Here is a 25416-nt window from a genome sequence, read left to right on the forward strand (position 1 = left end):
TTTAATTCAATAGAAACGGTTTTAAGTTTTCTTCAGGAATGAATTGCACCCGATAAGGCGGAATTTCAGATTCTAATGCCCACAGTAAAACTCCTTTTTTATTGGTTAAAACCGTAATATGTCTTTTGGAACAACAAGCCAAAATGGTTTCTTTATCAATCATATAAGCGCTTCCCATTCGGTCGTTGTAAATGTCTTTTGGCAATAGTATGTGGAAATCCAGTTGAACAGATTTATTCTTTTCATCTACTTTTAATGCAAAAACAGAAGATTGCTTTTTGTCGACTCCGTTGTCAAAAAACATCAGACTGCCTTCAGGATTGATGTGGGCGGCGTGTGCCTGAGAGAAATCGCTGTCTCCGGACATTTTTAGATTTCCTCCTCTGCCTAATTTCCAGAGTACCTTTCCGGTTTTGGCATCAATTTTCCAAATTTGACCGTTGTTGTAAAATGAGATCAGGAAATTACCGTCTTTGTCATAGTTTAAACTGTTGGCATGCATCCAGTCTTTCTTAGTTTTGAGCAGTTTTGTATCTTTCATGGGATCTAAATCATCAAAAACACTCCATTTCCAGAGTTGCTTTCCTTTTCTGTCCAGAATCAGAATTCCGTCCCCATTAATTGTATCTTTTTGTTTTCCGCCAATAGAACTTAGATCAGTTATTCTTTGATCGACAAACAAAGTCACAATTTCGTTTGCCGATTTTTTGATGATTTCGTGATGAATCACCTGTTTTAAATCGCCTTGTCCTTTTTTAATGTGAGTTAAAGTGTCTCCCTGTAAATTGATTTCGAGAATCTCACTTCCGTAACTTGTAGGTTCATCATTTTTCCCCAGAATAGCAATAATGCTTTGTTCTTTGGTAAAATGGGTCACTTTAAAACCCGTTCCTTCAACGGTATGATACCATCTTAAATTACCTTTATAATCTACAATATAAGCAACTCCCGGTGTTTCTCTTTTGGCTAAAAGCAGAAAACCTTTTTTGAAATTATCGGGCAGTAATTCCGGTTTTGGACAGTTTGCTTTGAATTGTTTCTGAAGCCATTCCGGTAATTTTCTCGATTTAAAGGTGTATATCTTACTGCTGTCTTTTTCTTTTCCATTGCTCGTGATTAACTGAAAGTGATATTGAGATTCAGGAGTAATATTGCAAAGGACCAAAGAATGAGACAGGCCAGCTTTTGAAACCGGAGAGCTTATTCTATTTTTTGCGCCTTTTTGAGCAGACCAATACTCGGCATAGACCTGAACATCTTCATTTGTGGTCACATCAATCTGAATTTTCAATTCGTTGTTGCCATGAATACCAATGTTGATGTTCGTGACAGGAGTTCCCTGTTTTTTAGAACAGCTTACCACAATTAGCAGCAGGCAAATAAAAAATCCTTTAATTATTGCATTTTTAATCATTGGAAAGGGTTCTTTTAGGAAACAGAAAAGTTGTACCAAGTTTATTTATATTGTAGTTCAACGTTTTCCGGTATCACACGATTTATACTTAAAAATCAGGAACAGAACGTGAAAATAACGTCTGTTCCCGATCTGTTTTGTTATTATCTGTCGGCATTGCTCAGGTTCGGATTTAAGTCGACCTGACTTTGCGGATAGGTGTAATATTTGTTTTTAGGCATGACGATTGGTGCTGTTTCTCCAACTCTCAGATGGTAGGCATTTACGAGAACATCAAACTTATTCATACGGATCAAATCCTGACGGCGTTTTCCCTCATAGAACAATTCCCATCCTCTTTCCTGTAAAATTGCATCTCGTAAAGTAGATTTATTGTAGTCGGATAAAACCAGTAATTTAGCATGTGATCTTCCTTTTACCTGATTGATGAGGTCTATTGCTTCTGCCGTCGGGCCGCTTATTTCGTTTAATGCTTCAGCTCTGCTCAGCAATACATCCGCATAACGCAAAATGTTTACACTATGACCGTCATAATAAGTGGTTGTTTCATCATCGGCATATTTTCGGGTTGATACATCCGGCATGTAGAATTCTCCTTTTGGCGGCTGTGCTCCTAAAGAAGGTGCTTGTTTGTGAAGCAATTTATCAGTACCCATAAATTCCGGGAAGAAGCATTTTTTGCGATCGTCTTCATCTCCAAATGTGTTGTAAAAATCCCAGTTTACGGTATAATACTGCCATCTGTTTTCGACAACCGGATGATCGATAGGACCAAAATGGTTCAGAAGTTCCGTTCCGTTTACATTGGCATCGCTAAGAGACGAAAAGATGTTTTCGCTGCACCATTTGTTACTTTCTTTAAAAAGCCCTAAATAAGTAGGGAACAGGCTGTATTCGTTGAGGTTCATGACTTGTTGTGTAAGAGTGGCTACTTTTTGCCAGTCATGATTTCGTAAATATAATTTTGCCAATAATGTCAACGCTGCACCTTTTGTAGCACGTCCTACATCATTACTCTCATAAATTGCATTTTTCTTATAGTTTACCGGTAAAACAGCAGCGGCATCATTCAAATCTTTAATTAAAAGAGTTTCTATTGTTGCGACAGGAGAAGGAGGTGTCTGCTCCAGATAGTTTGGATTATCTAAGTTAGCTTCCGTCACTAAAATAACAGGGCCCCAGGAATCTGTTAAATCCATATAGGCAGAAGCTCTTAAAAATTTAGCTTCGGCTATAAACTGAGTTCGTTCCGCTTCGGTGATACCGCTCATTTTTGAAATATTGAAGATAGCAAAATTAGCGTTCGCTACTAACTTGTACATGGCATTCCAGTCTTCCAGAAGCAGACCGTTGGCAGAATTCCAAAGCCCCAGAGATAATTGTCCCGGGTCGCCGCCGTACTGACAATGCCCTAAATCTGTAGCAATATCAGTTAATGCAAAATGTCTTGTTGCCCAATATGAAAAGTTGTCTCCCACAGAAGGCCCTTTTAGTCTTCCGTAAATAGAATTAATAGAAGCGATGGCATCCGATTTGGTCTGAAATCCATTAGTATCGGTCAAACTGCTGTATACGGTAGGATCAAGATCATCATTGCATGAAAATTGCAAACCTGCCGTCAGTAAGAGGAATATGATTGTATATTTTTTCATTTTAATAAATTTTATGTTACTAAAAAAGCTTTTAGACTAATGAATGGCAACCTTAATACCCAAAATGATGGTGCGTGAAGCCGGGAATGAATTGAAATCGATTCCTCCTCCCAGATTTTGTTTGGTAGTATCGTTGGTGAAATGTCCGTTTACCTCAGGATCATTTCCGGAATAATTCGTAATCGTCAGTAAGTTTTGCCCGATAGCATACAATCTGATATGGTCTACAAATTTGAGTGGTTTTAAGACACTTTCAGGAATGGTGTATCCGATAGAAAGGTTTTTTAGTCGCAGGTAAGAAGCTTCCTCTACAAATTTTGAATTGACATAACTTCCGTAAGTACTTTTGTAGTAACCGTCTCTTGGTACATCTGTATTTTCATTAGTTCCAGCCACCCAGCGGTTTAAAGCATCTGTACTCGTGGTCGATTCTCCAACCATTCGGGTCATGTTGTAAACCGAATAATCAAAAGCTCCCTGAAAAAAGATGTTCAGATCGAAGTTCCCAATTTTGAAATCATTATTAAACCCAAGAGTGTAATGCGGTGTTGAATTGCCTAAATACGTTCTGTCTTTTACTGTAATTTCACCGTCTCCGTCTAAGTCTTCATATTTTGGATCACCCGGTTTAGACAAAGGCTGCGGAGCATATACTTCTCCGGTTTTGATTACTCCGGCATATTTAAAACCGTATAAAACTCCCATTTCTTTACCTGGTTCCAGTCTGGTAAATTCTCGTCCCGAAACCGTTCCGCTTGGATTAGAAGTATTTTGGCTGATAATCGCAACATTATCGGCAAGTGAAACTACTTCCTGTTTGTTGTAAGCCACATTTAAGGAGGTGGTCCATAAGAAATGATCGTTTTTGAAATTAGTACTGGTAATTCCCAATTCAATACCTTTATTATCAATTACTCCGGAGTTGATGGTTTGTGTATTAAAACCCCACCATCCGCCAATAGGAACTCTGATCAGGGCATCGGTAGTTCTTTTTTTATACACATCGATGGTTGCGGTTATTCTGTCGTTAAAAAATCCCATATCCAAACCAATATCAGTCTGAGTGGTTTGTTCCCATTTTAAATCCTTATTGGCTAAATTGGCAGGTTCTGTACCATTAACAAAATTCCCATCTCCAATAGTTACGCCCCAGGCTTTTAAGGTAGGCATGAAGGCATAATCTCCGATACCATCTGCTCCTGTAACACCATAGCTGACTCTTAACTTAAGATCAGAGACCGTTTTGGAGTTTTGCATAAAAGATTCGTTAGATATCTTCCATGCTACCGCTCCTGAAGGAAATATTCCGAAAGAGTTATTGCTCCCAAAACGGGAAGAACCGTCTTTTCTTAGGGTAAATGCAGCCAGATATCGATCACTGAAAGAATAATTTAGCCTTCCAAAATAAGAAGTCAGCTTCGTTTCGATTTTTTCGGTCTCAGGTTTCAAATAAACAGCTGCCGCATCAAGGTTGTGATAGGTTAACGCATCGTTAGAAAAACCGGTTCCGGCTGCTCTTAAAAACTCATACGTATCTTTTTGATTAGATGTACCAATCATGGCACTCATCGAATGTTCGTTGATATTGAATTTATAAGTTAGGTATTGCTCCGTACTCCATCTGAAATAAGTTTTGTTTTCTTCAGATCCTGATCCTTTTAAAGCCGCTCCTGCAACCAGTGTTCTTGGTGTGTATCGTCCTTCAATGTTTTCCTGCCATTCCGCACCGGCTCCAAAATGATACGTAAGCCCTTTAATGATTTCATAGTCTAAGAACATATTTCCGTTAACCAGTCTGTTGATGATATGATCGGTTGGTTCTAACAAAAGTGCCAAAGCATTGTCCTTTCCCTGAAATTTGTAATAAGAACCGTCCGGATTGTAAATTGGGATCGTAGGAGGAGCGGTTTGGATAGAAAACATCGGGGACAAAATATTATCTCCAAAATCACTGTTGTTTCCTTCACTGGCAGCTCCATAGATGTTAGTTCCAACGTTTAATTTGTCGTTAAATCTTTTTTCACCGCCCATTCTCACACTGTATCTTTTAAAATCAGTGTTTTCGATAGCTCCGGTTTGTTTGATGTAGTTTCCGGAAAGGAAAAATTTAGAGGTTTTGTCGCTTCCGCTAAAAGTAATGGTTCTGTTTAATACTTCTCCCGGACGTGTAGCGGCTTTAAACCAATTCGTATTAGCAATAGGGAAATCGGAAGAAAAAACAGGAGGTCTGCCATTCTCTTTCGCAATAGCATTTTGAATATCGGCATATTGCTGCCCGTTGATAAGCGAAGGCTCTTTGATGATGCTTTGAAAACCATCTGAGATTTCAGCTTCAATCTGCATCTTACCCGATTTTCCTTTTTTAGTCGTAATCAGGATCACCCCATTTGCACCTCTCGAACCATAAATAGCGGTAGAGGAGGCATCTTTTAGAATTTGAATGTTTTCAATGTCGTTCGGACTGATGGAGGCTCCTGTACTGGTAATAAAACCGTCTACAACATACAAAGGTGAATTAGAATTGTTAAGAGAATTTCCTCCCCTAATAACAATCGAAGGATTGGTACCCGGAGCGTAGCTGTTTTGCTGCACCTGAACTCCCGACGCACGCCCTTGCAGCGCCTGACCAACGTTAGAGATTGTACCTCCTAAGTTTAAATTGTCTTTGCCTATAGAACTTACAGATCCCGTAAGGTCCTTTTTCTTAGCTTTTCCGTATCCAATAACGATTTCTTCTAATTTTTGCCCCGCTTCTTTGAGGACAATTTTTAAAGGTGAGCTTCCAACGGTTACTTCCTGATCTTCCATTCCAACATAGGAAATGATCAGTTTGGTTACATTATCAGCAACAGTAATGGCAAAACTTCCGTCCGCATCTGTTTGTACTCCTGTCCGGCTTCCTTTTACAACAACATTTGCTCCGGCGATAGGAAGTCCGTTTTGATCTGTTACTTTACCCTTCACTGTTTTTTCAAAAAAGAATGCAATATCAGTTCTGCGATTTATTCTTACGGCTGAGGTTGCTGAAACCTGAATAGTAAAAACGAATACTAAAAAAAGTGTGAGTTTAATCTCTGTACCGGGAAGATTTTTTAGCCTAAAATCTTCTGGTCTTTTTTTGGTTAAAAATTTCATACTTAAAAATTGAGTTTGGTTAATGTTTATTTGTTTTTTCGTTTGTAAGCTTTTGGAATTCTTTTTTGAGATAATTTTTGATTTATAATTTATCTTCTGACGAAATGGTTTAAAAACAACTGCCGATCTGTTTTACTCTTTTTGTATGTGGTATTTTTTAGTTTTTCTGTTTTTTGGGAAGATGAAAAACGACTAAAAAATGTATTAATTAACTTGGTTTTAAGATTATTATGAAACGAAGCTATTGATTAAATTTTTATAAAACAAGAAAAATGAAGAAAAATGTGCTCGAACACATTAAATTTATGTTCTCGAGCACATTTTTTTGAGTAAAACATTATTTTTTGCTTAAATTCGTAGGATTGTTATAAAAATGCTGGTAAATAGAAAAAACTTATTTTTTGATGTTTTTTATGTTTGAAATCTGTTTGAATGTGTAAATATTTGATAAAATGTTAAATATTTGGCTAATTTCGTATTTTATATATTAAAATTAAGACAATTAAATTAACAGTTTTCCTACGTATTTATACGCTAAAATGAGATGCGTTTTTTTATTAAATTTTACCTTACATTCGTAACGCTTGTTTAGTAAAAAATCAGGTTCTGGCTAAAGTAATTTTTAAAGCATAAATTGTTAAAAAATTAACATAAATTATAAAAGTAAAATGATGAAAGGATATCAGGTAAATTATGTTCCCTCAAAGTCGGTTGATTTTGAAGGAATAAATTGGGAAAAGGCAAATTGCTTAACTGATTTTTGCTCGCCATGGAAAAGTGATCCATTTTCAAAAATAGAATTCAGAGCATTCTGGGATCTTGAAAATTTCTTTTTCAAATTCATAGTTTTTGATACACAAATTTATATTGATCAAAAAGACGATAGTTTTGATAGTATCAACAACTCAGATCGTGTAGAATTGTTTTTTAGAACCAATGAATCCTTAAACCCTTATTATTGTCTGGAAATCGATACAGCAGGACGTTTAATGGATTTTAAAGCACGTCCCGACAAAGAATTTGATTTTGACTGGAAATGGCCTAAAACCGATTTGGAAATCAAAACGTCAAAAGATGAAATTTCTTTTACAGTGGAAGGACGAATCAGTATAAAGTCATTAGAAGAGTTGAATTTAATACACAACAATACGATTGAAGCAGGGGTTTTTAGAGCTAAGTTTTTGGAGAATGAAAATCGGGACTATGAACCCACCTGGATTTCATGGGTGAATCCTGATACCGAAACTCCTAATTTTCATATCGCCTCTTCTTTTGGGAAATTTATTCTGGAGCAGTAAGATGTTAGAAGTGAAATGTGAGTCGTGGAATATGCGTTTTGAAATCATGGTACACGGATGGTACGGATTCACTTTGTGAAGACGCGGATCTTTTTTGATTTGTAGCACTTGAAATGAAACTGAACTTGAAACAAGCTCCGAAGGAGTGCAATATTTATAGATATTTATGGCAATATTTGTAACATAGATATTCAAAAAAAAAATCTGCACAAATCTGCTGAATCTGCGTGCAAAAAAATCAATATAAAATAATGTCCTGTTGGAAATTAAGAAACGTAGAAAGAAGCATTTTCTACATTAATAATATCAATTGGAAGTAAAATTGTTTCCGGAATATCTTTTCTAAACAAGAAATGTTCAACCAGGGTACTCACCCCTAAATAAGCCTGTCTTTTTTGATTTTGATGAATTAAAAAATGAACCAGTCCCTGATTTAGGAAATTGACATTTTTCTCTACCAAATCATAACCAATAATCGCAATCTTTTTATCTTTTAGAGTAGCCATTATAGAGGCTATCTGATACGCTTTTGAAGTGGTAATAAAAATCCCCTTCAGATTTGGATTTTCATCTAAAAACGCAGAAAATTTAGTTTCTACGTTCGAATGTTTTAGTTTTAAGGTAGTCAGTGAAAAACCGTTAATCTTTTTCTCGTCAAAGTAGCTTTTGAAACCCTTTTCTTTTTCCTGCATGTGTACTGCATTCTTAAGGCTTTCGTCAATATGTATGATCGCAATCTGACCTTCTGTTAAAATCAGATTCATTAGGCTGGCAGCAACACGGCCGCTTTTATGCAAATCCTGTCCAACAAAACTTTTTATAGATTCACCTTCGATTTGGTTGTTGAATGTATTTACTATGATGTTTAAATCGTCATACTGCTTTACAATTTCTACCGTTTCTTTATGGAACAATGGAGCAATTAAAACAGCATCAGGTGATTTTTGGATAATGATATCATGAGCACTTAAGAACGATTTGGTGCTTTCCGGATTAAAGAAGTGCGTTTCAATAATAACACTGTAAGCTTTAAATTCGGTTTTAGCATCCTGGATTCCATTAATACACGGAAGCCAGTACGGGTCGATTTCCGGATCAGGCAATAAAACACAAATTCTGTAAACTTTGGTATTCTTTAAATTTCGTGCAATTAAGTTCGGTTCGTAATTAATGACGTTTAAAACTTCATTTATTTTGTCTAGTGCTGTAGGAGAAACTTTTCCTCTGTTATGCAAAACCCTGTCGACAGTCCCTTTCGAAACTCCGGCCATTTTTGCTATATCCTTAATGGTGTACTTTTTATCCATATTGGCAAATATAGAAACTTTGATTTGATTATTTAAAAATCCTGTAAGAATTAATTAGTGTGCTCGAGAACATTATAATAGTGTGTTCGAGCACATTTTCTTGTTTTTTCTTGTTTTATAAAAATATAATCAATAGTTTCGTAGAATCAAAATCAAAAGAATAAAACCAATTTTTAACCAATTTTCATTGTAAGTCATTCTTTTACAATGTTTTATTATAAAATTTTCAAGTGAAAAAAATTACCTCATTAGCCCCGGGCAGAACCTGTCTCTTTGGAGATCATCAGGATTATTTAGGATTGCCGGTTATCGCCTGTGCAATCGATCGGAATATACAACTAATTGCTGAAGAAAATCTGACTCAGACATTTGTTTTAAATATGATTGATATTAATGAGACTCGTACCATTGATATTGATGCCACTTTCGACAAATTAGAACCCAGAGATTATTTTGCATCCTCCTTACGCGTATTGCGCAGGTACGGCTGTGTGCCAAACGTTGGATACGATATTACAATCACGGGAGATATTCCGATAAACTCCGGAACGTCGAGTTCTTCGGCTTTATTGATGGCATGGATTCGTTTTTTAATCGATGCTTTTGGTATTGATCGTGAAGTTACGCCTGAGTTTATTTCCAAATTGGGTTATGAATCCGAAGTATTGGAGCACGGAGAACCTGGCGGAATGATGGACCACTTTAGTATCGGGGTAGGGAATATCGTATACATCAATACCAAAGATCCCTTTTCGTATAAAGTGATAGGGAAGAGCTTGAAAGGCCTGATAACAGGAGTTTCGGGAGTTCCAAAAGAGACGATCGGTTTATTGGGCGAGTTAAAAGGAAATGCTTTAATTTCTATTGATATCGTAAAGCAAAACTTCCCGGATTTTGATCTGCATGCTTCCAAAATAGAAGATCTGGATCGTTACCGAAATTGCTTGCCGGACCGATTGATTCCTTTCTTCGAAGCCGCATTAAAAAACTATCATTATACCAAAGAAGCTCTGAAAGAGTTTGAAAAACCGGTTTTAGATCTCAAAAAAATAGGCGGATTGATGAACCAGCATCATGAAGTTTTACGTGATTTATTAAAAATTACAGTACCCCGAATTGATGCTATGGTCAATGCTGCTTTGCGCGCTGGTGCTTACGGAGCAAAAATTGTAGGTTCAGGCGGAGGAGGAAGTATCGTAGTGATTGCAAATCCCGAAAAAGAAGATGCGGTGATTCAGGCTATTCTCGAAGCTGGAGCTCAGGAAGCTTATGCCGTATCCGTTGATCCGGGTGTAAGGGTTATTGAGAGTGTTGAGGTTTGAGTTGTGAAATGTGAGATGTGAGATGTAAGGTGAGAAAAGTGAAATGTGAGTTCTGGGAATCTGAAACCTGTAACTTGAAACAATTTTAAACCTCTTGATTGAAGAAAATTCAAAATGAAAATATATAAATATGCATAACAATTTAGTTATTCTTGCGGGTGGAGCATCTTCACGCATGAAAAAAGAAGCCATTTCAAACAATTTATCTGCCGAAGAAATTGCGCAGGCAAATGAAAGAAGTAAAGGGTTAATTGGAGTTGGAGCAAGCGGAAGGCCTTTGTTGGATTATCTTCTGCTCAACGCTAAAAAAGCGGGGTATAAAAAAATCTACATTATTATTGGAGAGCAGGGAGAGCTTTTTAAAGAGTTTTACGGCAGTCAGAATACCGATAATGATTTTCACGGACTCAATATTTCATTTGCGGTTCAATACATTCCAGAAGGCAGAGTAAAACCATTTGGTACTGCTGATGCTTTGTTTCAGGCAGTAGAGCAGTTTCCGGAGTTAAACACACAGCAGTATTCAGTTTGTAACAGCGATAACTTGTATTCGGCAGCAGCGTTATTGGCACTTAGAGAGACCGACAGTCCAAATGCTTTTATTGCTTACGATCGCGAAGCTTTGGAATTTCCTTCTGAAAGGATTTCGCGTTTCGCCATCGCTAAATTAGATCAGAATAATCAGTTGTTGGATATTTTAGAAAAACCTTCAGCCGATGTTTTAGCCGATTATAAAGATGTGGAAGGGAAAATCAGAGTCAGTATGAATGCTTTTAAATTCAACGGAAGCACTTTATATACACACCTGAAAAATTGCCCTGTTCATCCCGAGCGCGACGAAAAAGAGCTGCCTACGGTACTGTTAAATGCTGTCAAAGAAAATCCGAATACAACGATAGGTATTCCGTTTTCAGAGCACGTTCCGGACCTTACGGCTAAAGAAGATATTGCTGATGTAAAAGAATATTTAAAGCAATATTATCCGGTTTTAGACTGGAGTATTTAGAAAAAATTAACAAAATATTGATATCTAATTTACAGATAAGTATAACTTATTAGACTACTTTTGTTTTAAAATTGCAAAAAATACGCATCGAATTGCGGGTAAATTGCGATATATTTGCAAAAAGTGTTGATGTTATTTTAGAGGAATCAAACAACTAATCTATTAACAATCAACCCATAAAATTATGTCAAAAATTGAGACTGCAATACATATAGAAAAGAGGAGTTCAATCATTCCGATGATTATTCTTACCGCATTGTTTTTTATATTGGGATTTGTCACCTGGTTAAATGGACCTTTAATTCCTTTTTTTGAATTAGCGTGCGAATTGACTTCTTCTCAAGCCTATTTTGTAACTTTTGCGTTTTACATTGCCTATTTTGTAATGGCAGTTCCTTCATCCTGGGTCATTGAAAAAGTAGGGTATAAGAATGGTATTTCTTTAGGATTATTAATCATTGCAGCCGGAGCATTTATGTTTTATCCGGCCGCCGAAAGCCGAACCTTTTTACTGTTTTTAATTGCTTTGTTTGTGATGGGAACCGGTCTGGCAATTTTGCAGACAGCTTCCAATCCTTATGTAGTAGTAATTGGGCCTAGAGAAAGTGCAGCAGCCAGAATTAGCGTATTAGGAATTGCGAATAAATTGGCAGGTTTTGTAGCGCCATTGATATTAACAGCTTTGGTACTGTCTAACATGCAGGAGTTTACAGCCGATAAAATTGCTGTTTTGGACGCCGTTTCCAAAACAAATGCTTTAAATTCACTTGCATTACAATTGCAAAGACCCTATCTTTATATGGGATTGATTATAACAGTTTTAGCACTTTTGGTGAAACTGTCCCCGCTTCCTGAAATTGATTTGGATGAAGAAGGAAACGTAGCACATCTGAGTATTTTTAAGCAAATTAGAAACGCTTTCAGACGCCCGCAATTGGTTTTAGGAGTAATCACCTTGATGCTGTATTTGGCAGCCGAAGTTTTGGCCGGAGATTCTATTGGAGGATTCGGAAAACAATTAGGCGTATATGGAACCGAAGGGAATTTTTATTTAAAACTAACTTCATTTACCATGTCAGCAATGGTTGTAGGGTATATATTAGGAATAACATTAATTCCAAAATATCTTTCACAAGTAACAGCTTTGAAAGGATCAGGAGTTTTGGGAGTAATTTTAGTGTTGGCAATAGTATTGATTTCGCCAAAAATAATGATTCAGTTACCCGGAATTCCAAGTTTGCCGGTAGTGATACTTTTAGTAGCATTATTAGGTTTGGCAAACGCGCTTTGCTGGCCTGCAATCTGGCCAATGGCATTAGAAGATTTGGGAGGCTACACAAAAATTGGAAGTGCAATTTTGATCATGGGGATCATCGGAGGAGCAATTTTTCCTTTGTTCTACGGAATGATCACAGAAAATATAAATGCGTCAAATATAGCAAATGGTACCGTGGGAGTTTCAAAAAGCGGGAATCAGATTGCTTATTTAATGCTGCTGCCATCCTATTTAATGATCTTTTTTTATGCAGTTAAAGGACATAAATATCGAAAGTGGTAAGAGGTAACGAGTAAAATTAAAAAACTATATCATGTTAAAAAGTAAAATCGACAAAGCAACAGGGTTCGAAAAACGTTTCGAAAACATCAACACGGTCGTTTTTGAAAATTCCGGCGATGCATCAAAAGAAGTAGCTCAGGAAATTGCGGCTTTAATTCAATCCAAACAAAAAGAAAACAAACCTTGTATTTTAGGATTAGCGACTGGTTCTTCTCCAAAAGGATTATATGCTGAACTGGTTCGTTTGCACAAAGAAGAAGGCTTGAGCTTTAAAAATGTAATTAGTTTTAACCTGGATGAATATTATCCAATGGAGCCTAATTCAATCAACAGTTACGTTCGTTTTATGAAAGAATTACTGTTTGATCATGTCGATATTTTACCTGAAAACTACCATGTTCCGGACGGACTTTTGACCAAAGAACAAATTGCAGATTATTGCCACGAGTACGAAGCAAAAATTGAAGCACTTGGCGGAATCGATTTACAGGTTCTTGGAATTGGAGGAAACGGACATATTGGTTTTAATGAATCAGGATCGTTACAAAACTCTAAAACTCGTTTAGTGGCTTTAGATCATATTACCAGAGTAGCAGCAAGTAAAGATTTCTTCGGATTGAATAATACGCCAAGAACAGCTATTACATTGGGAGTTAAGAAAATTATGGAAGCCAAGAGGGTAATTCTATTGGCTTGGGGAGAAGGGAAATCAAGTATTGTAGCAAAGTCTGTTGAAGGTGAAGTTACTAACAGAATTCCGGCTTCTTTTCTTCAGGAACATAATGATGCCGTTTTTATTCTGGATAAAGAGGCAGGTTCAAAGTTAACGAGAATCAACAAGCCATGGTTGGTTGAAAAAATTGTCTGGACTGATAAATTGACAAGAAAAGCAGTTTTGGGATTGGCTCTGGATCTTAAAAAACCAATTTTAAAATTGACCGATGCCGATTATATCGAAAACGGAATGAGCGATTTATTAGCTGATTCAGGCCCGGCATACGATATTAACATTAAAATATTCAACAAACTTCAAAATACAATCACAGGATGGCCGGGTGGTAAGCCAAATGCGGAAGACACCAACCGTCCGGAAAGAGCAGAACCGGCTAAGAAACGAGTATTGATTTTTAGTCCGCATCCGGATGACGATATCATCAGTATGGGGGGAACTTTCATGCGTTTGCAGGAGCAGGGACATGAAGTACACGTGGCGTATCAAACCTCCGGAAATATTGCTGTAGCCGATGATGAAGCTTTGCGTTTTGCAAGATTCGTAATTGATTACAATGAAAAATTCGGAATCAAAAGCGAAGAGGCAGACAATATTTACCAAAAAGCAGCGACTTTCCTAACCAATAAAAAGAACAGCGAAATTGATATTCCTGAAGTTCGTTACATCAAAGGATTAATCAGAAAAGGAGAGGCGAGAGCAACCAGTCATTTTGTAGGCTTAACCGATGATCAGATTCATTTTATGGAATTACCGTTCTATGAAACCGGAACCATCGAGAAAAAACCAATCGGAAAAGAAGATATCCAATTGACAATGGATTTAATCGAAAAAATCAAACCGCATCAAATTTACGCTGCGGGAGATTTAGCCGATCCGCATGGAACACATAAAGTATGTCTGGATGCTATTTTTGAAGCTGTAAAAGCGCTAAAACCAAAATCATTTATGGACGATTGCTGGTTGTGGCTGTACCGTGGAGCATGGCAGGAATGGGGAATTGACGAAGTAGAAATGGCTGTGCCAATGAGCCCGGATCAGGTGTTGGCAAAACGTCATGGAATCTTCAAACACCAGTCTCAAAAAGACGGAGTTGTTTTCCAGGGAACTGATGCCAGAGAATTTTGGCAAAGAGCCGAAGACCGAAATGCTGAAACAGCGGCTTTATACCAACAGTTAGGTTTAGCGACCTATGCTGCGATGGAAGCTTTCGTAAGATGGCATTATTAAGGTTCAAAGTTGCTAAGGTTCTGAGGGACTAAGTTTTATATTCGCCACGAATTCACGAATTGTATTTAGAATAATTCGTGAATTCGTGGCGAAATCTTTTAAATAGTACAGCAAAAGATTAGAAAATCGTTTTAATCCTTCTAATCTGTGGCAAAGAAAACAGTATGGCAGATAATTAGGAGGAAGAGGAAGATTCTAAAAATTTAAGTTGTCAGTCGCAGTTTTCAGTGTCAGTGATAGTAAGTTTGAAACTGAGACTGAAAACTGAAACCGAAAACTACTTTTTTACCTGTGGCAAAAGAAAAAAATCAATAGCTTTGCAACTAATCGGAAGCAAGAGGAAAGAAATTCTTTCTTCTTGCTTCTTTTTTCTTTAAAAAATGGAATCAGACAAAAAACTTCTCATCAAATTAGCCCATACCAAAATGCCTTTCGGAAAATACGAAGGTTATTTTTTAATTGATTTACCCGAATATTATGTCGTTTGGTACCATAATAAAGGATTTCCAAAAGGAGAATTGGGACAACAGTTGCAGCTTATATATGAATTAAAGTTGAATGGACTCGAGGAACTGATTCGAAATATCAAAAAACAATACCCGAAGCCTATCAAATAAATAGTAAGAAAAAACGTTTTTTATTTGTTTTTTTTCTAAGTTAAAGATACAAAATAGTATAATTTCTAAAAACAAATTGATACCACAGAATTCGAGCCTGAATTTATTAATGTGTACGAGTCAATGTTCAATCTTTTGATTTTTAATTTTAGAAAACTATTCCCGGAGTATAATTTAATATTGTGGGTGATTTTTTACATTTACAAACAAAAATAGAAAAATGCAAAAGGATAATAGTATGTTAAAATCGGATATTTTACTGGGAATTATAGCTTTGATAGCGTCAGTTTTAGCAGGAGCTTCATTAATAATTTATTTCTATACTTTTAATACAGACTTATTTGTTGCAATATTTTTTGGTATGGCAACTTTTTATCTTGGAGCTTTTGCTATGGCCTTAAGCCTAATAGGTATGAATATAGAAAAAAAGAAAAATAGTTCGATTTTAATTCCGCGGATAGGTTTTATACTTGGTGTTATTAATGTTACCATTGTTATGGGGCATTATTTTGTATTTGCCCTTTCTAATATGCATTTAGGAAAATAAAAGAGATTTTTAAAATTAATAAAAGAATCCTCAAAAAAATCTCTAATAAAAAGTTAAAAATATCGATTGCGAAATGATGTAATTGATCTAATTAAAAAATTGCAAATTATCTCATTCTCTAATTGATAAATTGTCTAATAAAATTTGTACTTTTGCCAAGTTTTTTACACAACTACATACAAACAACAACAGAATGAATCAAACAAAATATATTTTTGTTACAGGCGGTGTGACTTCTTCATTAGGAAAAGGAATTATCGCGGCATCTTTAGCAAAATTGTTACAAGGAAGAGGATACCGTACAACTATTCAAAAATTTGATCCGTATATCAATGTGGATCCGGGTACGTTGAATCCATACGAGCACGGAGAATGTTATGTAACGGATGATGGTGCTGAAACAGATTTAGATTTAGGTCATTACGAGCGTTTTCTAAACGTTCCTACTTCTCAGGCGAATAACGTTACAACCGGAAGAGTATATCTTTCTGTAATCGAAAAAGAAAGAAGAGGAGAGTTTTTAGGAAAAACAGTTCAGGTAGTTCCTCATATTACAAACGAAATCAAAGACAGAATGCAATTGTTGGGTAAATCCGGCGATTATGATATTGTCATTACTGAAATTGGCGGAACCGTTGGTGATATCGAATCCTTACCTTATATAGAGTCTGTTCGTCAGTTGGTTTGGGAGTTAGGTGAAAACAACGGAATTGTTATTCATTTAACATTGGTTCCTTATTTGGCTGCTGCTGGTGAGTTGAAAACAAAACCTACACAGCACTCGGTAAAAACTTTGATGGAAAGTGGTATCAAAGCAGATATTTTGGTTTGTAGAACCGAGCATGAATTGTCTCAGGAACTGCGTCAGAAACTGGCTTTGTTTTGTAATGTTAAGAAAGAAGCAGTTATTCAGTCTATTGATGCTTCAACGATATACGAAGTTCCAAATTTAATGCTTGAAGAAGGATTAGATGTCGTGGCTTTGAAAAAATTAGATTTACCTAAAAAAGCATCTCCGGATCTTAAAAACTGGAATACGTTTTTGAAAAGACTGAAAAATCCAAAACATACCGTAAATATTGGTTTGGTTGGGAAATATGTAGAAATGCAGGATTGTTACAAATCTATTTTAGAAGCATTCATACATGCAGGTGCCGCAAACGAAACCAAAGTAAATGTAATTTCGATACATTCAGAGCATATTAATGCTGAAAATATTGTAGAAAAATTAGCAGGTCTGGATGGAGTTTTAGTAGCTCCTGGTTTTGGAGAAAGAGGTATTGAAGGGAAAATCGAAGCCGTTCGTTATGTACGTGAAAATAATATTCCGTTTTTCGGAATTTGTTTAGGAATGCAAATGTCTGTAATCGAGTATTCAAGAAATATTTTAGGTTACAAAGAAGCAAATTCAACAGAAATGAACGATAAAACGCCTCATCCTGTAGTGAATTTGATGGAAGAACAAAAAACAGTGACAGACAAAGGTGGAACGATGCGTTTAGGTGCGTGGAAATGTGATATCAAACCGGATACTCTGGCGTATAAAATTTACGGACAGACCACAATTTCAGAGCGTCACCGTCACCGTTACGAATACAATAATAAATACGCTGAGGAACTGCAAAATGCAGGTTTGAAAGCTTCAGGGGTAAACCCGGATACAGGTTTAGTAGAAATTGTAGAACTTGAAAACCATCCGTTTTTCATTGGAGTACAATACCATCCTGAATATAAAAGTACAGTAGCAAATCCACATCCGATTTTTGTAAACTTTGTGGCTGCTGCAGTGAATGCGCATAAAAAATAATAATTAATATTCTGAAAAGTGTAACGTTTGAATCTAATTCAGCACTAATACCTTTTTAACGAATAACTTTTTAAACTGTAATGGAAGAAAAAAAACTTGATCTTAATTCAATCATTGGTTTTGTATTGATATTTGGAATTTTGATTTGGATTATGTACCAAAATCAGCCTTCTGATAAAGAGATTGCTGCTGAAAAAGCAAAAAAAGAACTAATTGCCAAGCAAGAAGCACAAGCTAAAGCAGATAAAACTAAAACAGCTGTTTTACCGGTTGCTGCTGCAACTCCGGGTGATACAGTTCAGTTGGCACAATTACAAAAAACATTAGGAGGTTTTGCTTATTCAGCTACACTTCCTTCTGCTAAAGAAGGTTTTACAACTATTGAAAACGAAAAGATTAAACTTAAAATCGCTAACAAAGGTGGTTATATAGTAGAAGCTACGTTGAAAGAGTTCAAAAAGTTTGAAAAAAATTCAGGACAATTAGTTGAATTGATTAAAGACAATAATGCTCACTTAAACATTCAGTTACAAACCGCTGATAACAGAACTTTAAACTCTAAAGATTTGTTTTTTGAACCTACGCTAACTAAAAATGGCGCAGATCAAATTTTGACAATGCGTTTAAAAGCAGGTGCCAATGAATTCTTAGAATATAAGTATGTCCTTAAACCAAATGATTATTTAGTTGGTTTTGACGTTCGTTCTCAGGGATTAAACAAAGTTTTAAATACCGGAAAGCCATTAGACTTAGAGTGGGATTTAAAAACATTCAGAAACGAGAAAAGTATTTCGTATGAAAACCGTTATGCTGAGATTTACTATAATTACAAAGATGGTAAAGAAAGTTATGTAGGTCAGGGAGATCATAAAGAAGAAACCCCTGAAAAAGTAGATTATATTGCGTTTAAGCAACATTTCTTTGCTTCGATTTTGCACACAAATACTTCTTTTGAAAAATCACAGCTTGTTTCTCAAAACTTAGTAAAAGACGAAAAAATCGATACTGTTTATACAAAGCAGTTTAAAGCAAATGTGCCTTTGGCTTTCTCTAATGGAGAAATAGATTATAAAATGAGTTGGTATTTTGGACCGGCAGATTATAAAATTTTAAAATCTTACGATAAAAATTTCGAAAAAATCATTCCTTTAGGATGGGGTATTTTTGGTTGGATTAACCGCTTGATCTTTATTCCATTGTTTGGATTCTTAAGCTCGACTATTGGATTGTCATTAGGAATTGCAATTATTATCTTTACGATTATTATCAAATTGGCTATGTCGCCAATTACGTATAAGTCATTTCTGTCTCAGGCTAAAATGAAAGTTTTACGTCCGGAGATTACAGAATTGGGAGAAAAATTCAAAAAAGACCCAATGAAGAAACAACAGGAAACGATGAAACTGTACAACAAAGCAGGAGTAAATCCAATGGCAGGATGTATTCCGGCATTGATTCAGCTTCCTTTTATGTATGCTTCATTCCAGTTCTTCCCTTCAGCTTTTGAGTTAAGACAAAAAGGTTTCCTTTGGGCAGACGATTTGTCTTCATTTGACTCAGTTGTAAAATTACCATTCCATATTCCGTTGTATGGAGACCATATCAGTTTGTTCCCAATTTTGGCAGCAATTGCAATTTTCTTCTACATGAAAATGACATCCGGAGATCAGCAAATGGCAGCGCCTCAGCAGGAAGGTATGCCGGATATGGCAAAAATGATGAAAATCATGATTTATGTTTCGCCATTAATGATGTTAATTTTTTTCAATAGTTATGGTGCCGGATTGAGTTTGTATAACTTTATTTCGAACTTAATTACAATTGGAATCATGTATGTAATTAAAAATTACATTGTGGATAGTGATAAGATTCACGCTCAGATTCAGGAAAATAAATTAAAAGAGCCTAAAAAGCAAAGTAAGTTTCAACAACGTCTTCAGGAAGTAATGGAACAGCAAGAAGCTGCGAAAGCTCAGAAGAAAAATAAATAACACCAATAAAAAAATCTCGATTCTTCGGGATTTTTTTATATCTGAAATATACTTTATCAAAGTCTGAATCGTTAAAGTTTAAAATTGAATATAAAAGATATGATTTCAAAAAAAATAATAGCCGGATTACTTTTATTAAATACCTTTTTTGCAGTAGCACAGGAGGTTAATAAATTGGATACTGACGGGAAAAAGGACGGAGTTTGGAAAGGAATTTATGAAGTTTCTAAACGTCCTCGTTACGAAGGAACTTTTAGCCATGGAAGAGAAACCGGAGTGTTTAAATTTTTTGATGATACTAAAAAAGGAGATGTTGTAGCAACTCGCGATTTTACAGCTAATGATGGAAGTTCGTATACTATTTTTTACGATCAGAATAAAAATAAAGTAAGCGAAGGAAAAGAGATCGGTAAGTCACGTGAAGGTGAGTGGAAGTACTATCATAAAGCTTCGAAAGCCATCATGACGCTTGAAAAATACAAAGCGGGAAAATTAGAAGGAACAAGAACAGTTTATTACCCGGATTCTAAAATTGCTGAGGAAATGACTTATAAGGAAGGTCTGAAAGAGGGTGTTTATAAGAAGTACGGGCAAAACGGAATTCTATTAGAACAAAGTACCTTTAAAAATAACGAGTACAGTGGTGATGCTGTTTTTTATGACTCTGACGGAGTTGTGGCATCTAAAGGAAAATTTACGAAAGGTAAAAAATCCGGGATGTGGCAGTTTTACTTTAAAGGAAAATTGACCAAGGAAGTTAATATGAGTGATCCTAAAAGCAGTTATAAGGCCGATTCAAAGCCTAAAACGGAATAGTTATTTAAAAGAAAAAGCTTATTTTTCATAGCTTGCTTTTTTACAATAATTTGATTTTTTGTGATCACAATCGAGGTAAGGAATTGAAATGTTTTTTTATTGTTCTTAAATAGAGTGAATTAGAGATGTATTGTTCTGGTTTGATGTTTTTTTTGATGTTTTCACTAAGAAAAATAATAATTGTTGGTGTTTTTTTTAATCAGTAAATATTTATATTCGCTGTTAAATTTCGATTTAGCTAATTAACATTTTTAATCAAAGAAGTATCTGACCAGGATGCTTCTTGCTATAATAAAGAAGAAATACATGAAAAAAAACTACATTTTTTTATTACTCTTAGTGCTGACTGTTTTTTTTAGTAATGTGGCCGTCTCTCAGACTTCCTTAGGCACATGCAGCAGTTTTATAAGTAACTTGAAGAAGGGGCTTGAGGTCTCTGCCGGAAGAAATGAAAACAAGAATGTTTTACTTCAGATTGCGGATTCAAAAAATTTTGTTGGAAAAATAAACTACAAAGAGTCGGGTGCTTTAAGTGAATTTTTAGTCGGAGAGATCAAAAATGTTTCCGGATCTTCTTTTTACCTTAGGGTAATGGAAAAATCACTTGAAGGACATATTATTCTTAAGAAAACAAATGAAGCATACAAATACTCTTCAGATGTTCAGGGAAATGCTTATGTATCAAAAGTGGATATTAATTCCTTGATCTGTGTGGATTATGCTACTATATCACAAAAGGAAGCTAAAACTGCAAAAAATGGCTCTGCTGCAATTAATTCTGATCTGTTAAAATTAGAAAGTTTACCGGGTGGAACAGGGTGTATATTATTGGATTTTGACGGGCATACGATGCCTGCGGGAAACCTTTGGAATAATGGAGGTGCCATTTATGCTCTCCCTTCAGGAATGAGCGATGCTTTTATACTGCAAGCTTTTGAGGTTGTTGCGGAAGATTACAGACCTTTTAATTTAAATATAACAACAAATGAGGCTGTTTTTAATGCTTATCCAAAAACAAAAAGAAAACGTGTTGTAATCACCCCGACAGATACTGCAGGTCCGGGAGAAGGAGGTATAGCCTTCATAGGGTCTTTTACCTGGGACACTGATGCTCCGGCCTGGTGTTTTAATATTGCTACCGGTAAAGCAGCAGGAGAAACAGCTTCTCATGAGATAGGGCATCTCTTTTCATTAAAACATGATGGGCGTACTTCTCCAAAAGAAGAGTATTTTGCCGGGTTAAATAATACCGCTTGGGGGCCGATAATGGGAACGTCTTTTGTGAGACCTGTTTCGCATTGGAGCAAAGGAGAATATAGTGGTGCCAATAATACCGAAAATGATCTTGCAATTATTTCCGATAAAAGCTGGGGAGTAGGTTATAGAATTGATGATTATGGGGATAATATAGCTTCGGCATTTAATCTAACGTTAAGCAGCGAAGGAGAAATTATTAAAAGAGATGGTGTAATAGAGAAAGAGAGCGATAAAGACTTCTTTAGTTTTACTACTAGCGGAGGAGATGTAAGTATCGAAGCAAATACAGTAAACAAATGGGGGACTGGTAATCTTCATATTTTGATTCAGCTGTACAATTCGGAGGGTATCGAAATCGGACAGTATTGGGACTCTGATCCGTACTATCTAGACGGGTTTATGTTTGCAGATCTTCCGGCTGGGAAGTATTTTGTTAGCATTAGCGGTGTTGGTGCAGGCGACAAAGCTTGGGGAGGATATTCAGCATATGGATCTATTGGAAGTTATTCTATTTCGGGAACTGTTCCAAATCATAACCTGAACACAGTATCATTTGATAAAAACTTAAACTTTGTCATATATCCGAATCCAAGTAATAAAATTATCACGATTAAATCGGATCATGATGCCATCTTAAACCTCATAAATGCATTAGGAATAACTATTAAAACATTTAAAGTGACAGCTAATGTAGAGGATACACTAAATGTTGAAAATTTATCCAGTGGTGTTTATTTTCTTAGCGAAATGAGCAAAGGCAAATTTATCACTCATAAATTTGTTAGAAAGTAATAAGTTTTATTTACAACGACATTGTATAAACTAATCAAAAACTACTGCGATTTTCAAAATTAGGACTTATCTTTGCACCCTGTAAAAATATAAACGATTTAGAATGAAACGTGTAGTTGTTGGACTTTCCGGAGGAGTAGATTCAAGTGTTGCAGCCTATTTGTTGCAACAGCAGGGATATGAAGTTATTGGCCTTTTTATGAAAAACTGGCACGACGACTCGGTTACAATTTCCAATGAATGTCCGTGGTTAGAAGACAGTAATGATGCTTTGCTGGTAGCTGAAAAACTAGGGATACCGTTTCAAACTGTTGATTTAAGTGAAGAATACAAAGAGAAAATCGTTGACTATATGTTCAATGAATACGAAAAAGGACGAACTCCAAATCCTGACGTGCTTTGTAATCGCGAAATCAAGTTTGATGTTTTTATGAAAATCGCTCTAAGTCTTGGTGCCGATTATGTTGCAACTGGACATTATTGTCAAAAGAGCGAAATTGAAGTTGACAGAAAAACGGTTTATCAATTAGTTGCGGGAAATGATGTTAACAAAGATCAATCGTATTTCTTGTGTCAATTGTCTCAGGAACAATTATCTAAAGCATTGTTTCCAATTGGAGCATTGACCAAGCCTGAAGTTCGCGAAATCGCTGCTGAAATGGAATTAGTTACTGCTGAAAAGAAAGATTCTCAGGGACTTTGTTTCATTGGAAAAGTGCGTTTACCTGAATTTTTGCAGCAAAAATTACAGCCAAAAGAAGGTTTGATTGTTCAGATTGATAAAAATGACCCAATCTATACTATTGAAAAACCGACCGGAATATCTTTGGAAGACGAATTGAAAATAGAGTCTCAAAAACTGGATTATCTTCCAACGATGGGTAAAGTGATGGGTAAACATCAGGGAGCACATTATTTTACAAACGGACAAAGAAAAGGTTTAAATGTCGGCGGTACTACAGATCCGTTATTTGTAATTGCTACGGATGTTGATACTAATACCATTTATACCGGTTTAACAAGCAATCATCCGGGTTTATTCAAAAAAGCATTGTTCGTGGGTAATTCAGAAGTACACTGGATCCGTGAAGATTTGAAATTGAAGGAAGGTGAACAAATGGAAGTAATGGCAAGAATTCGTTACCGTCAGCCACTACAGAAAGCAACCTTGTATCAGTTTGAAAACGGAATGTACGTTCGTTTTGAAGAACCTCAGTCTGCGATTACCAAAGGACAGTTTGTGGCCTGGTATTTAGAAAATGAATTAGTTGGTTCGGGAGTAATTTCTTAGCTTTATATTTTTTTACGGAGGTTTCACCTTTAAAAAAGTAATCATGAAGCACTATTTTGTCTTTTTGTTGTTGATTTTTTCTTCCGCGGTGTTTTCGCAGGAAGAGGCATGGGTGTACTTTAAAAACAAACCCAATGCGCAGGCCTCTCTTAATGCTCCGCTTACCATTTTGACACAGCGTGCCTTAGATCGAAGAGCCAATCAAAATATTGCGTTAGATCTTACCGATGCACCTGTAGAGGACTCTTATATCAATCAGGTTAGATCGAGTTCGGGAATAACTATAATGGCAAAATCCAAATGGTTAAACGCACTTCATATAAGGGGAACGCAAACCGATATTTTAGCACTTAAAGCACTGTCATTTGTCGATAAAGTGTTTTTTGCCAATAAAAACCTGAATACAACTTCTAAAAAAGTAACGGAGACTAAGATTAGTCAGGTAAAAGACAAACTGAAATCAAAAACGGATTATGCCTACGGAACTTCAGCAGGCCAAATAGAAATGCTAAATGGAAAGGTTCTGCACCAACAGAATAAAACCGGTTCAGGAAAAGTAATTGCCGTTTTAGATGCAGGTTTTCCGGGAGTTAATACCGCTTTGCCTTTTAAGAAATTAATCGATAATAATCAGATTTTAGGAGGATATGATTATGTCAACCGAAATGCCAATTTTTATTCAGGAGACAGTCACGGAACAATGGTACTTTCGACCATGGGTGGTTACAAAGAAAATGCTCTGGTAGGTACCGCTCCTGATGCTTCCTATTATTTATACATTACAGAGTATGATCCTACTGAAAATCCGGTAGAAGAATCGTATTGGGTAGAGGCAGCTGAAGAAGCCGATCGGGTAGGAGCTGATATTATTACAACTTCTTTAGGGTATTTCGAATTTGATAATCCAAACTACACCCATACGTATAGTGATATGAACGGGACAACTAATTTTATCTCCCGTGGTGCCGAAATGGCTTTTAATAAAGGAATAATCGTGGTCGCTTCGGCAGGAAATGAGGGAGCTACAGCTGAACCTCATATTGGAGGACCTGCAGATGCTGTTTCAGTAATTACAGTAGGCTCCGTAACTTCTTCGAAAGTTAGATCAGGTTTTAGTTCTATCGGACCAAGCTATGACGGAAGAATTAAACCGGATGTTATGGCACAAGGTACAGCCGCTGTTGTATCTGATACCGGTGGGAATATTACAACAATAAACGGGACTTCGTTTTCTTGTCCGATTATGGCTGGAATGATTGCGTGTTTGTGGCAGGCTTTTCCATCCAAAACGAATAAAGAAATTAGACAAATGGTACTGCAGTCTTCTGATCGATATACAACACCGAATAACAATTACGGTTACGGAATTCCTAATTTTGGAGCCGCTTTAGGAGTCGAAGACTTCAAATCTTTAGGACAAGTTTTTTCTGTTTTTCCAAATCCAACCAAGACAGCGGTTTCCTTTTTGTTTGAGAACAGTACCGCTTCAGTTTCAGTGTACTCTGTTTTAGGACAAAAGCTAATCGAAAAACAAATTACAAATCAAAACCCTATTCTTTCTGTTGAAGGACTAAAAAGTGGATTGTATTTTTATACTTTTGATGCTGATGGTCTTCACAAAACAGGAAAGATAATAAAACAATAAC

Annotated in this window: 17 protein-coding genes; 13 read left to right on the plus strand and 4 right to left on the minus strand. The window is 36.1% G+C overall.

The window, feature by feature from the left end:
* Position 1: 1 nt before the first annotated feature.
* The 3 genes from ACAM30_RS15375 to ACAM30_RS15385 form a co-directional block, all read right to left on the minus strand.
* Positions 2-1414, minus strand: a complete 1413-nt coding sequence (locus ACAM30_RS15375) for an aryl-sulfate sulfotransferase (protein WP_369615477.1) — start codon at positions 1412-1414, stop codon at positions 2-4.
* Between the two features lie 143 nt (positions 1415-1557).
* Complete coding sequence (locus tag ACAM30_RS15380; protein ID WP_369615478.1) at positions 1558-3066, minus strand: RagB/SusD family nutrient uptake outer membrane protein; 1509 nt, start codon at positions 3064-3066, stop codon at positions 1558-1560.
* A 36-nt stretch (positions 3067-3102) separates the two neighbouring features.
* Positions 3103-6201 carry a SusC/RagA family TonB-linked outer membrane protein gene (locus ACAM30_RS15385; RefSeq protein WP_369615479.1) on the minus strand — a complete coding sequence of 1033 codons (3099 nt, stop codon included), beginning with the start codon at positions 6199-6201 and terminating at the stop codon, positions 3103-3105.
* 668 nt (positions 6202-6869) lie between these two features.
* Between ACAM30_RS15385 and ACAM30_RS15390 the strand changes: the two genes are divergently transcribed.
* Positions 6870-7499, plus strand: a complete 630-nt coding sequence (locus tag ACAM30_RS15390; protein ID WP_369615480.1) for a sugar-binding protein — start codon at positions 6870-6872, stop codon at positions 7497-7499.
* 266 nt (positions 7500-7765) lie between these two features.
* On the opposite strand, the gene ACAM30_RS15395 is transcribed toward ACAM30_RS15390, so the two are convergent.
* Entirely contained in the window at positions 7766-8806 is a 1041-nt protein-coding gene (locus tag ACAM30_RS15395) for a LacI family DNA-binding transcriptional regulator (RefSeq protein ID WP_369615481.1), read from the minus strand.
* 230 nt (positions 8807-9036) lie between these two features.
* Here ACAM30_RS15395 and ACAM30_RS15400 point away from each other — a divergent pair, with 230 nt between their 5' ends.
* The 12 genes from ACAM30_RS15400 (at position 9037) to ACAM30_RS15455 (ending at position 25415) form a co-directional block, all read left to right on the plus strand.
* Positions 9037-10128 carry a mevalonate kinase gene (locus tag ACAM30_RS15400; RefSeq protein WP_369615482.1) on the plus strand — a complete coding sequence of 364 codons (1092 nt, stop codon included), beginning with the start codon at positions 9037-9039 and terminating at the stop codon, positions 10126-10128.
* Positions 10129-10258: 130 nt separating this feature from the next.
* Positions 10259-11134: a sugar phosphate nucleotidyltransferase gene (locus tag ACAM30_RS15405; protein ID WP_369615483.1), complete on the plus strand. Its 876-nt coding sequence runs from the start codon at positions 10259-10261 to the stop codon at positions 11132-11134.
* 184 nt (positions 11135-11318) lie between these two features.
* On the plus strand, positions 11319-12692 hold the full coding sequence (locus ACAM30_RS15410) for a sugar MFS transporter (RefSeq protein WP_369615484.1): 1374 nt from the start codon (positions 11319-11321) through the stop codon (positions 12690-12692).
* A 31-nt stretch (positions 12693-12723) separates the two neighbouring features.
* Positions 12724-14652, plus strand: a complete 1929-nt coding sequence (gene nagB, locus ACAM30_RS15415; protein ID WP_369615485.1) for a glucosamine-6-phosphate deaminase — start codon at positions 12724-12726, stop codon at positions 14650-14652.
* Positions 14653-15032: 380 nt separating this feature from the next.
* Positions 15033-15269 carry a DUF3820 family protein gene (locus ACAM30_RS15420; protein WP_369615486.1) on the plus strand — a complete coding sequence of 79 codons (237 nt, stop codon included), beginning with the start codon at positions 15033-15035 and terminating at the stop codon, positions 15267-15269.
* 220 nt (positions 15270-15489) lie between these two features.
* The gene (locus tag ACAM30_RS15425; protein ID WP_369615487.1) at positions 15490-15816 is read left to right on the plus strand and encodes a hypothetical protein; all 327 of its coding nucleotides are present in this window, start codon (positions 15490-15492) and stop codon (positions 15814-15816) included.
* Positions 15817-16009: 193 nt separating this feature from the next.
* Positions 16010-17623 (plus strand): CTP synthase, encoded by a 1614-nt coding sequence (locus ACAM30_RS15430; protein ID WP_369615488.1) that lies wholly within the window; start codon positions 16010-16012, stop codon positions 17621-17623.
* Positions 17624-17703: 80 nt separating this feature from the next.
* Complete coding sequence (gene yidC, locus ACAM30_RS15435) at positions 17704-19614, plus strand: membrane protein insertase YidC (RefSeq protein ID WP_369615489.1); 1911 nt, start codon at positions 17704-17706, stop codon at positions 19612-19614.
* A 99-nt stretch (positions 19615-19713) separates the two neighbouring features.
* Positions 19714-20430 carry a toxin-antitoxin system YwqK family antitoxin gene (locus tag ACAM30_RS15440; protein WP_369615490.1) on the plus strand — a complete coding sequence of 239 codons (717 nt, stop codon included), beginning with the start codon at positions 19714-19716 and terminating at the stop codon, positions 20428-20430.
* Between the two features lie 306 nt (positions 20431-20736).
* The gene (locus ACAM30_RS15445) at positions 20737-22479 is read left to right on the plus strand and encodes a T9SS type A sorting domain-containing protein (RefSeq protein ID WP_369615491.1); all 1743 of its coding nucleotides are present in this window, start codon (positions 20737-20739) and stop codon (positions 22477-22479) included.
* A gap of 103 nt (positions 22480-22582) precedes the next feature.
* A complete protein-coding gene (mnmA, locus tag ACAM30_RS15450; RefSeq protein ID WP_369615492.1) occupies positions 22583-23770 on the plus strand; it encodes a tRNA 2-thiouridine(34) synthase MnmA in 1188 nt (395 codons plus the stop codon).
* Between the two features lie 43 nt (positions 23771-23813).
* Positions 23814-25415 carry a S8 family serine peptidase gene (locus ACAM30_RS15455; RefSeq protein WP_369615493.1) on the plus strand — a complete coding sequence of 534 codons (1602 nt, stop codon included), beginning with the start codon at positions 23814-23816 and terminating at the stop codon, positions 25413-25415.
* Position 25416: the final 1 nt, after the last annotated feature.

The organism is Flavobacterium sp. CFS9 (assembly GCF_041154745.1).
In the GTDB taxonomy this organism is placed as follows: domain Bacteria; phylum Bacteroidota; class Bacteroidia; order Flavobacteriales; family Flavobacteriaceae; genus Flavobacterium.

What these genes read in the sequence shown, in the direction of transcription:
- ACAM30_RS15425 (WP_369615487.1), top strand. Translation starts at nt 15,490, where the DNA reads ATGCAAAAGGATAATAGTATGTTAAAATCGGATATTTTACTGGGAATT.
- ACAM30_RS15420 (WP_369615486.1), top strand. Translation starts at nt 15,033, where the DNA reads ATGGAATCAGACAAAAAACTTCTCATCAAATTAGCCCATACCAAAATG.
- yidC (WP_369615489.1), top strand. Translation starts at nt 17,704, where the DNA reads ATGGAAGAAAAAAAACTTGATCTTAATTCAATCATTGGTTTTGTATTG.
- ACAM30_RS15380 (WP_369615478.1), bottom strand. Translation starts at nt 3,066, where the DNA reads ATGAAAAAATATACAATCATATTCCTCTTACTGACGGCAGGTTTGCAA.
- ACAM30_RS15385 (WP_369615479.1), bottom strand. Translation starts at nt 6,201, where the DNA reads ATGAAATTTTTAACCAAAAAAAGACCAGAAGATTTTAGGCTAAAAAAT.
- ACAM30_RS15440 (WP_369615490.1), top strand. Translation starts at nt 19,714, where the DNA reads ATGATTTCAAAAAAAATAATAGCCGGATTACTTTTATTAAATACCTTT.
- ACAM30_RS15430 (WP_369615488.1), top strand. Translation starts at nt 16,010, where the DNA reads ATGAATCAAACAAAATATATTTTTGTTACAGGCGGTGTGACTTCTTCA.
- ACAM30_RS15410 (WP_369615484.1), top strand. Translation starts at nt 11,319, where the DNA reads ATGTCAAAAATTGAGACTGCAATACATATAGAAAAGAGGAGTTCAATC.
- nagB (WP_369615485.1), top strand. Translation starts at nt 12,724, where the DNA reads ATGTTAAAAAGTAAAATCGACAAAGCAACAGGGTTCGAAAAACGTTTC.
- ACAM30_RS15455 (WP_369615493.1), top strand. Translation starts at nt 23,814, where the DNA reads ATGAAGCACTATTTTGTCTTTTTGTTGTTGATTTTTTCTTCCGCGGTG.
- ACAM30_RS15390 (WP_369615480.1), top strand. Translation starts at nt 6,870, where the DNA reads ATGATGAAAGGATATCAGGTAAATTATGTTCCCTCAAAGTCGGTTGAT.
- ACAM30_RS15445 (WP_369615491.1), top strand. Translation starts at nt 20,737, where the DNA reads ATGAAAAAAAACTACATTTTTTTATTACTCTTAGTGCTGACTGTTTTT.
- ACAM30_RS15375 (WP_369615477.1), bottom strand. Translation starts at nt 1,414, where the DNA reads ATGATTAAAAATGCAATAATTAAAGGATTTTTTATTTGCCTGCTGCTA.
- mnmA (WP_369615492.1), top strand. Translation starts at nt 22,583, where the DNA reads ATGAAACGTGTAGTTGTTGGACTTTCCGGAGGAGTAGATTCAAGTGTT.
- ACAM30_RS15395 (WP_369615481.1), bottom strand. Translation starts at nt 8,806, where the DNA reads ATGGATAAAAAGTACACCATTAAGGATATAGCAAAAATGGCCGGAGTT.
- ACAM30_RS15405 (WP_369615483.1), top strand. Translation starts at nt 10,259, where the DNA reads ATGCATAACAATTTAGTTATTCTTGCGGGTGGAGCATCTTCACGCATG.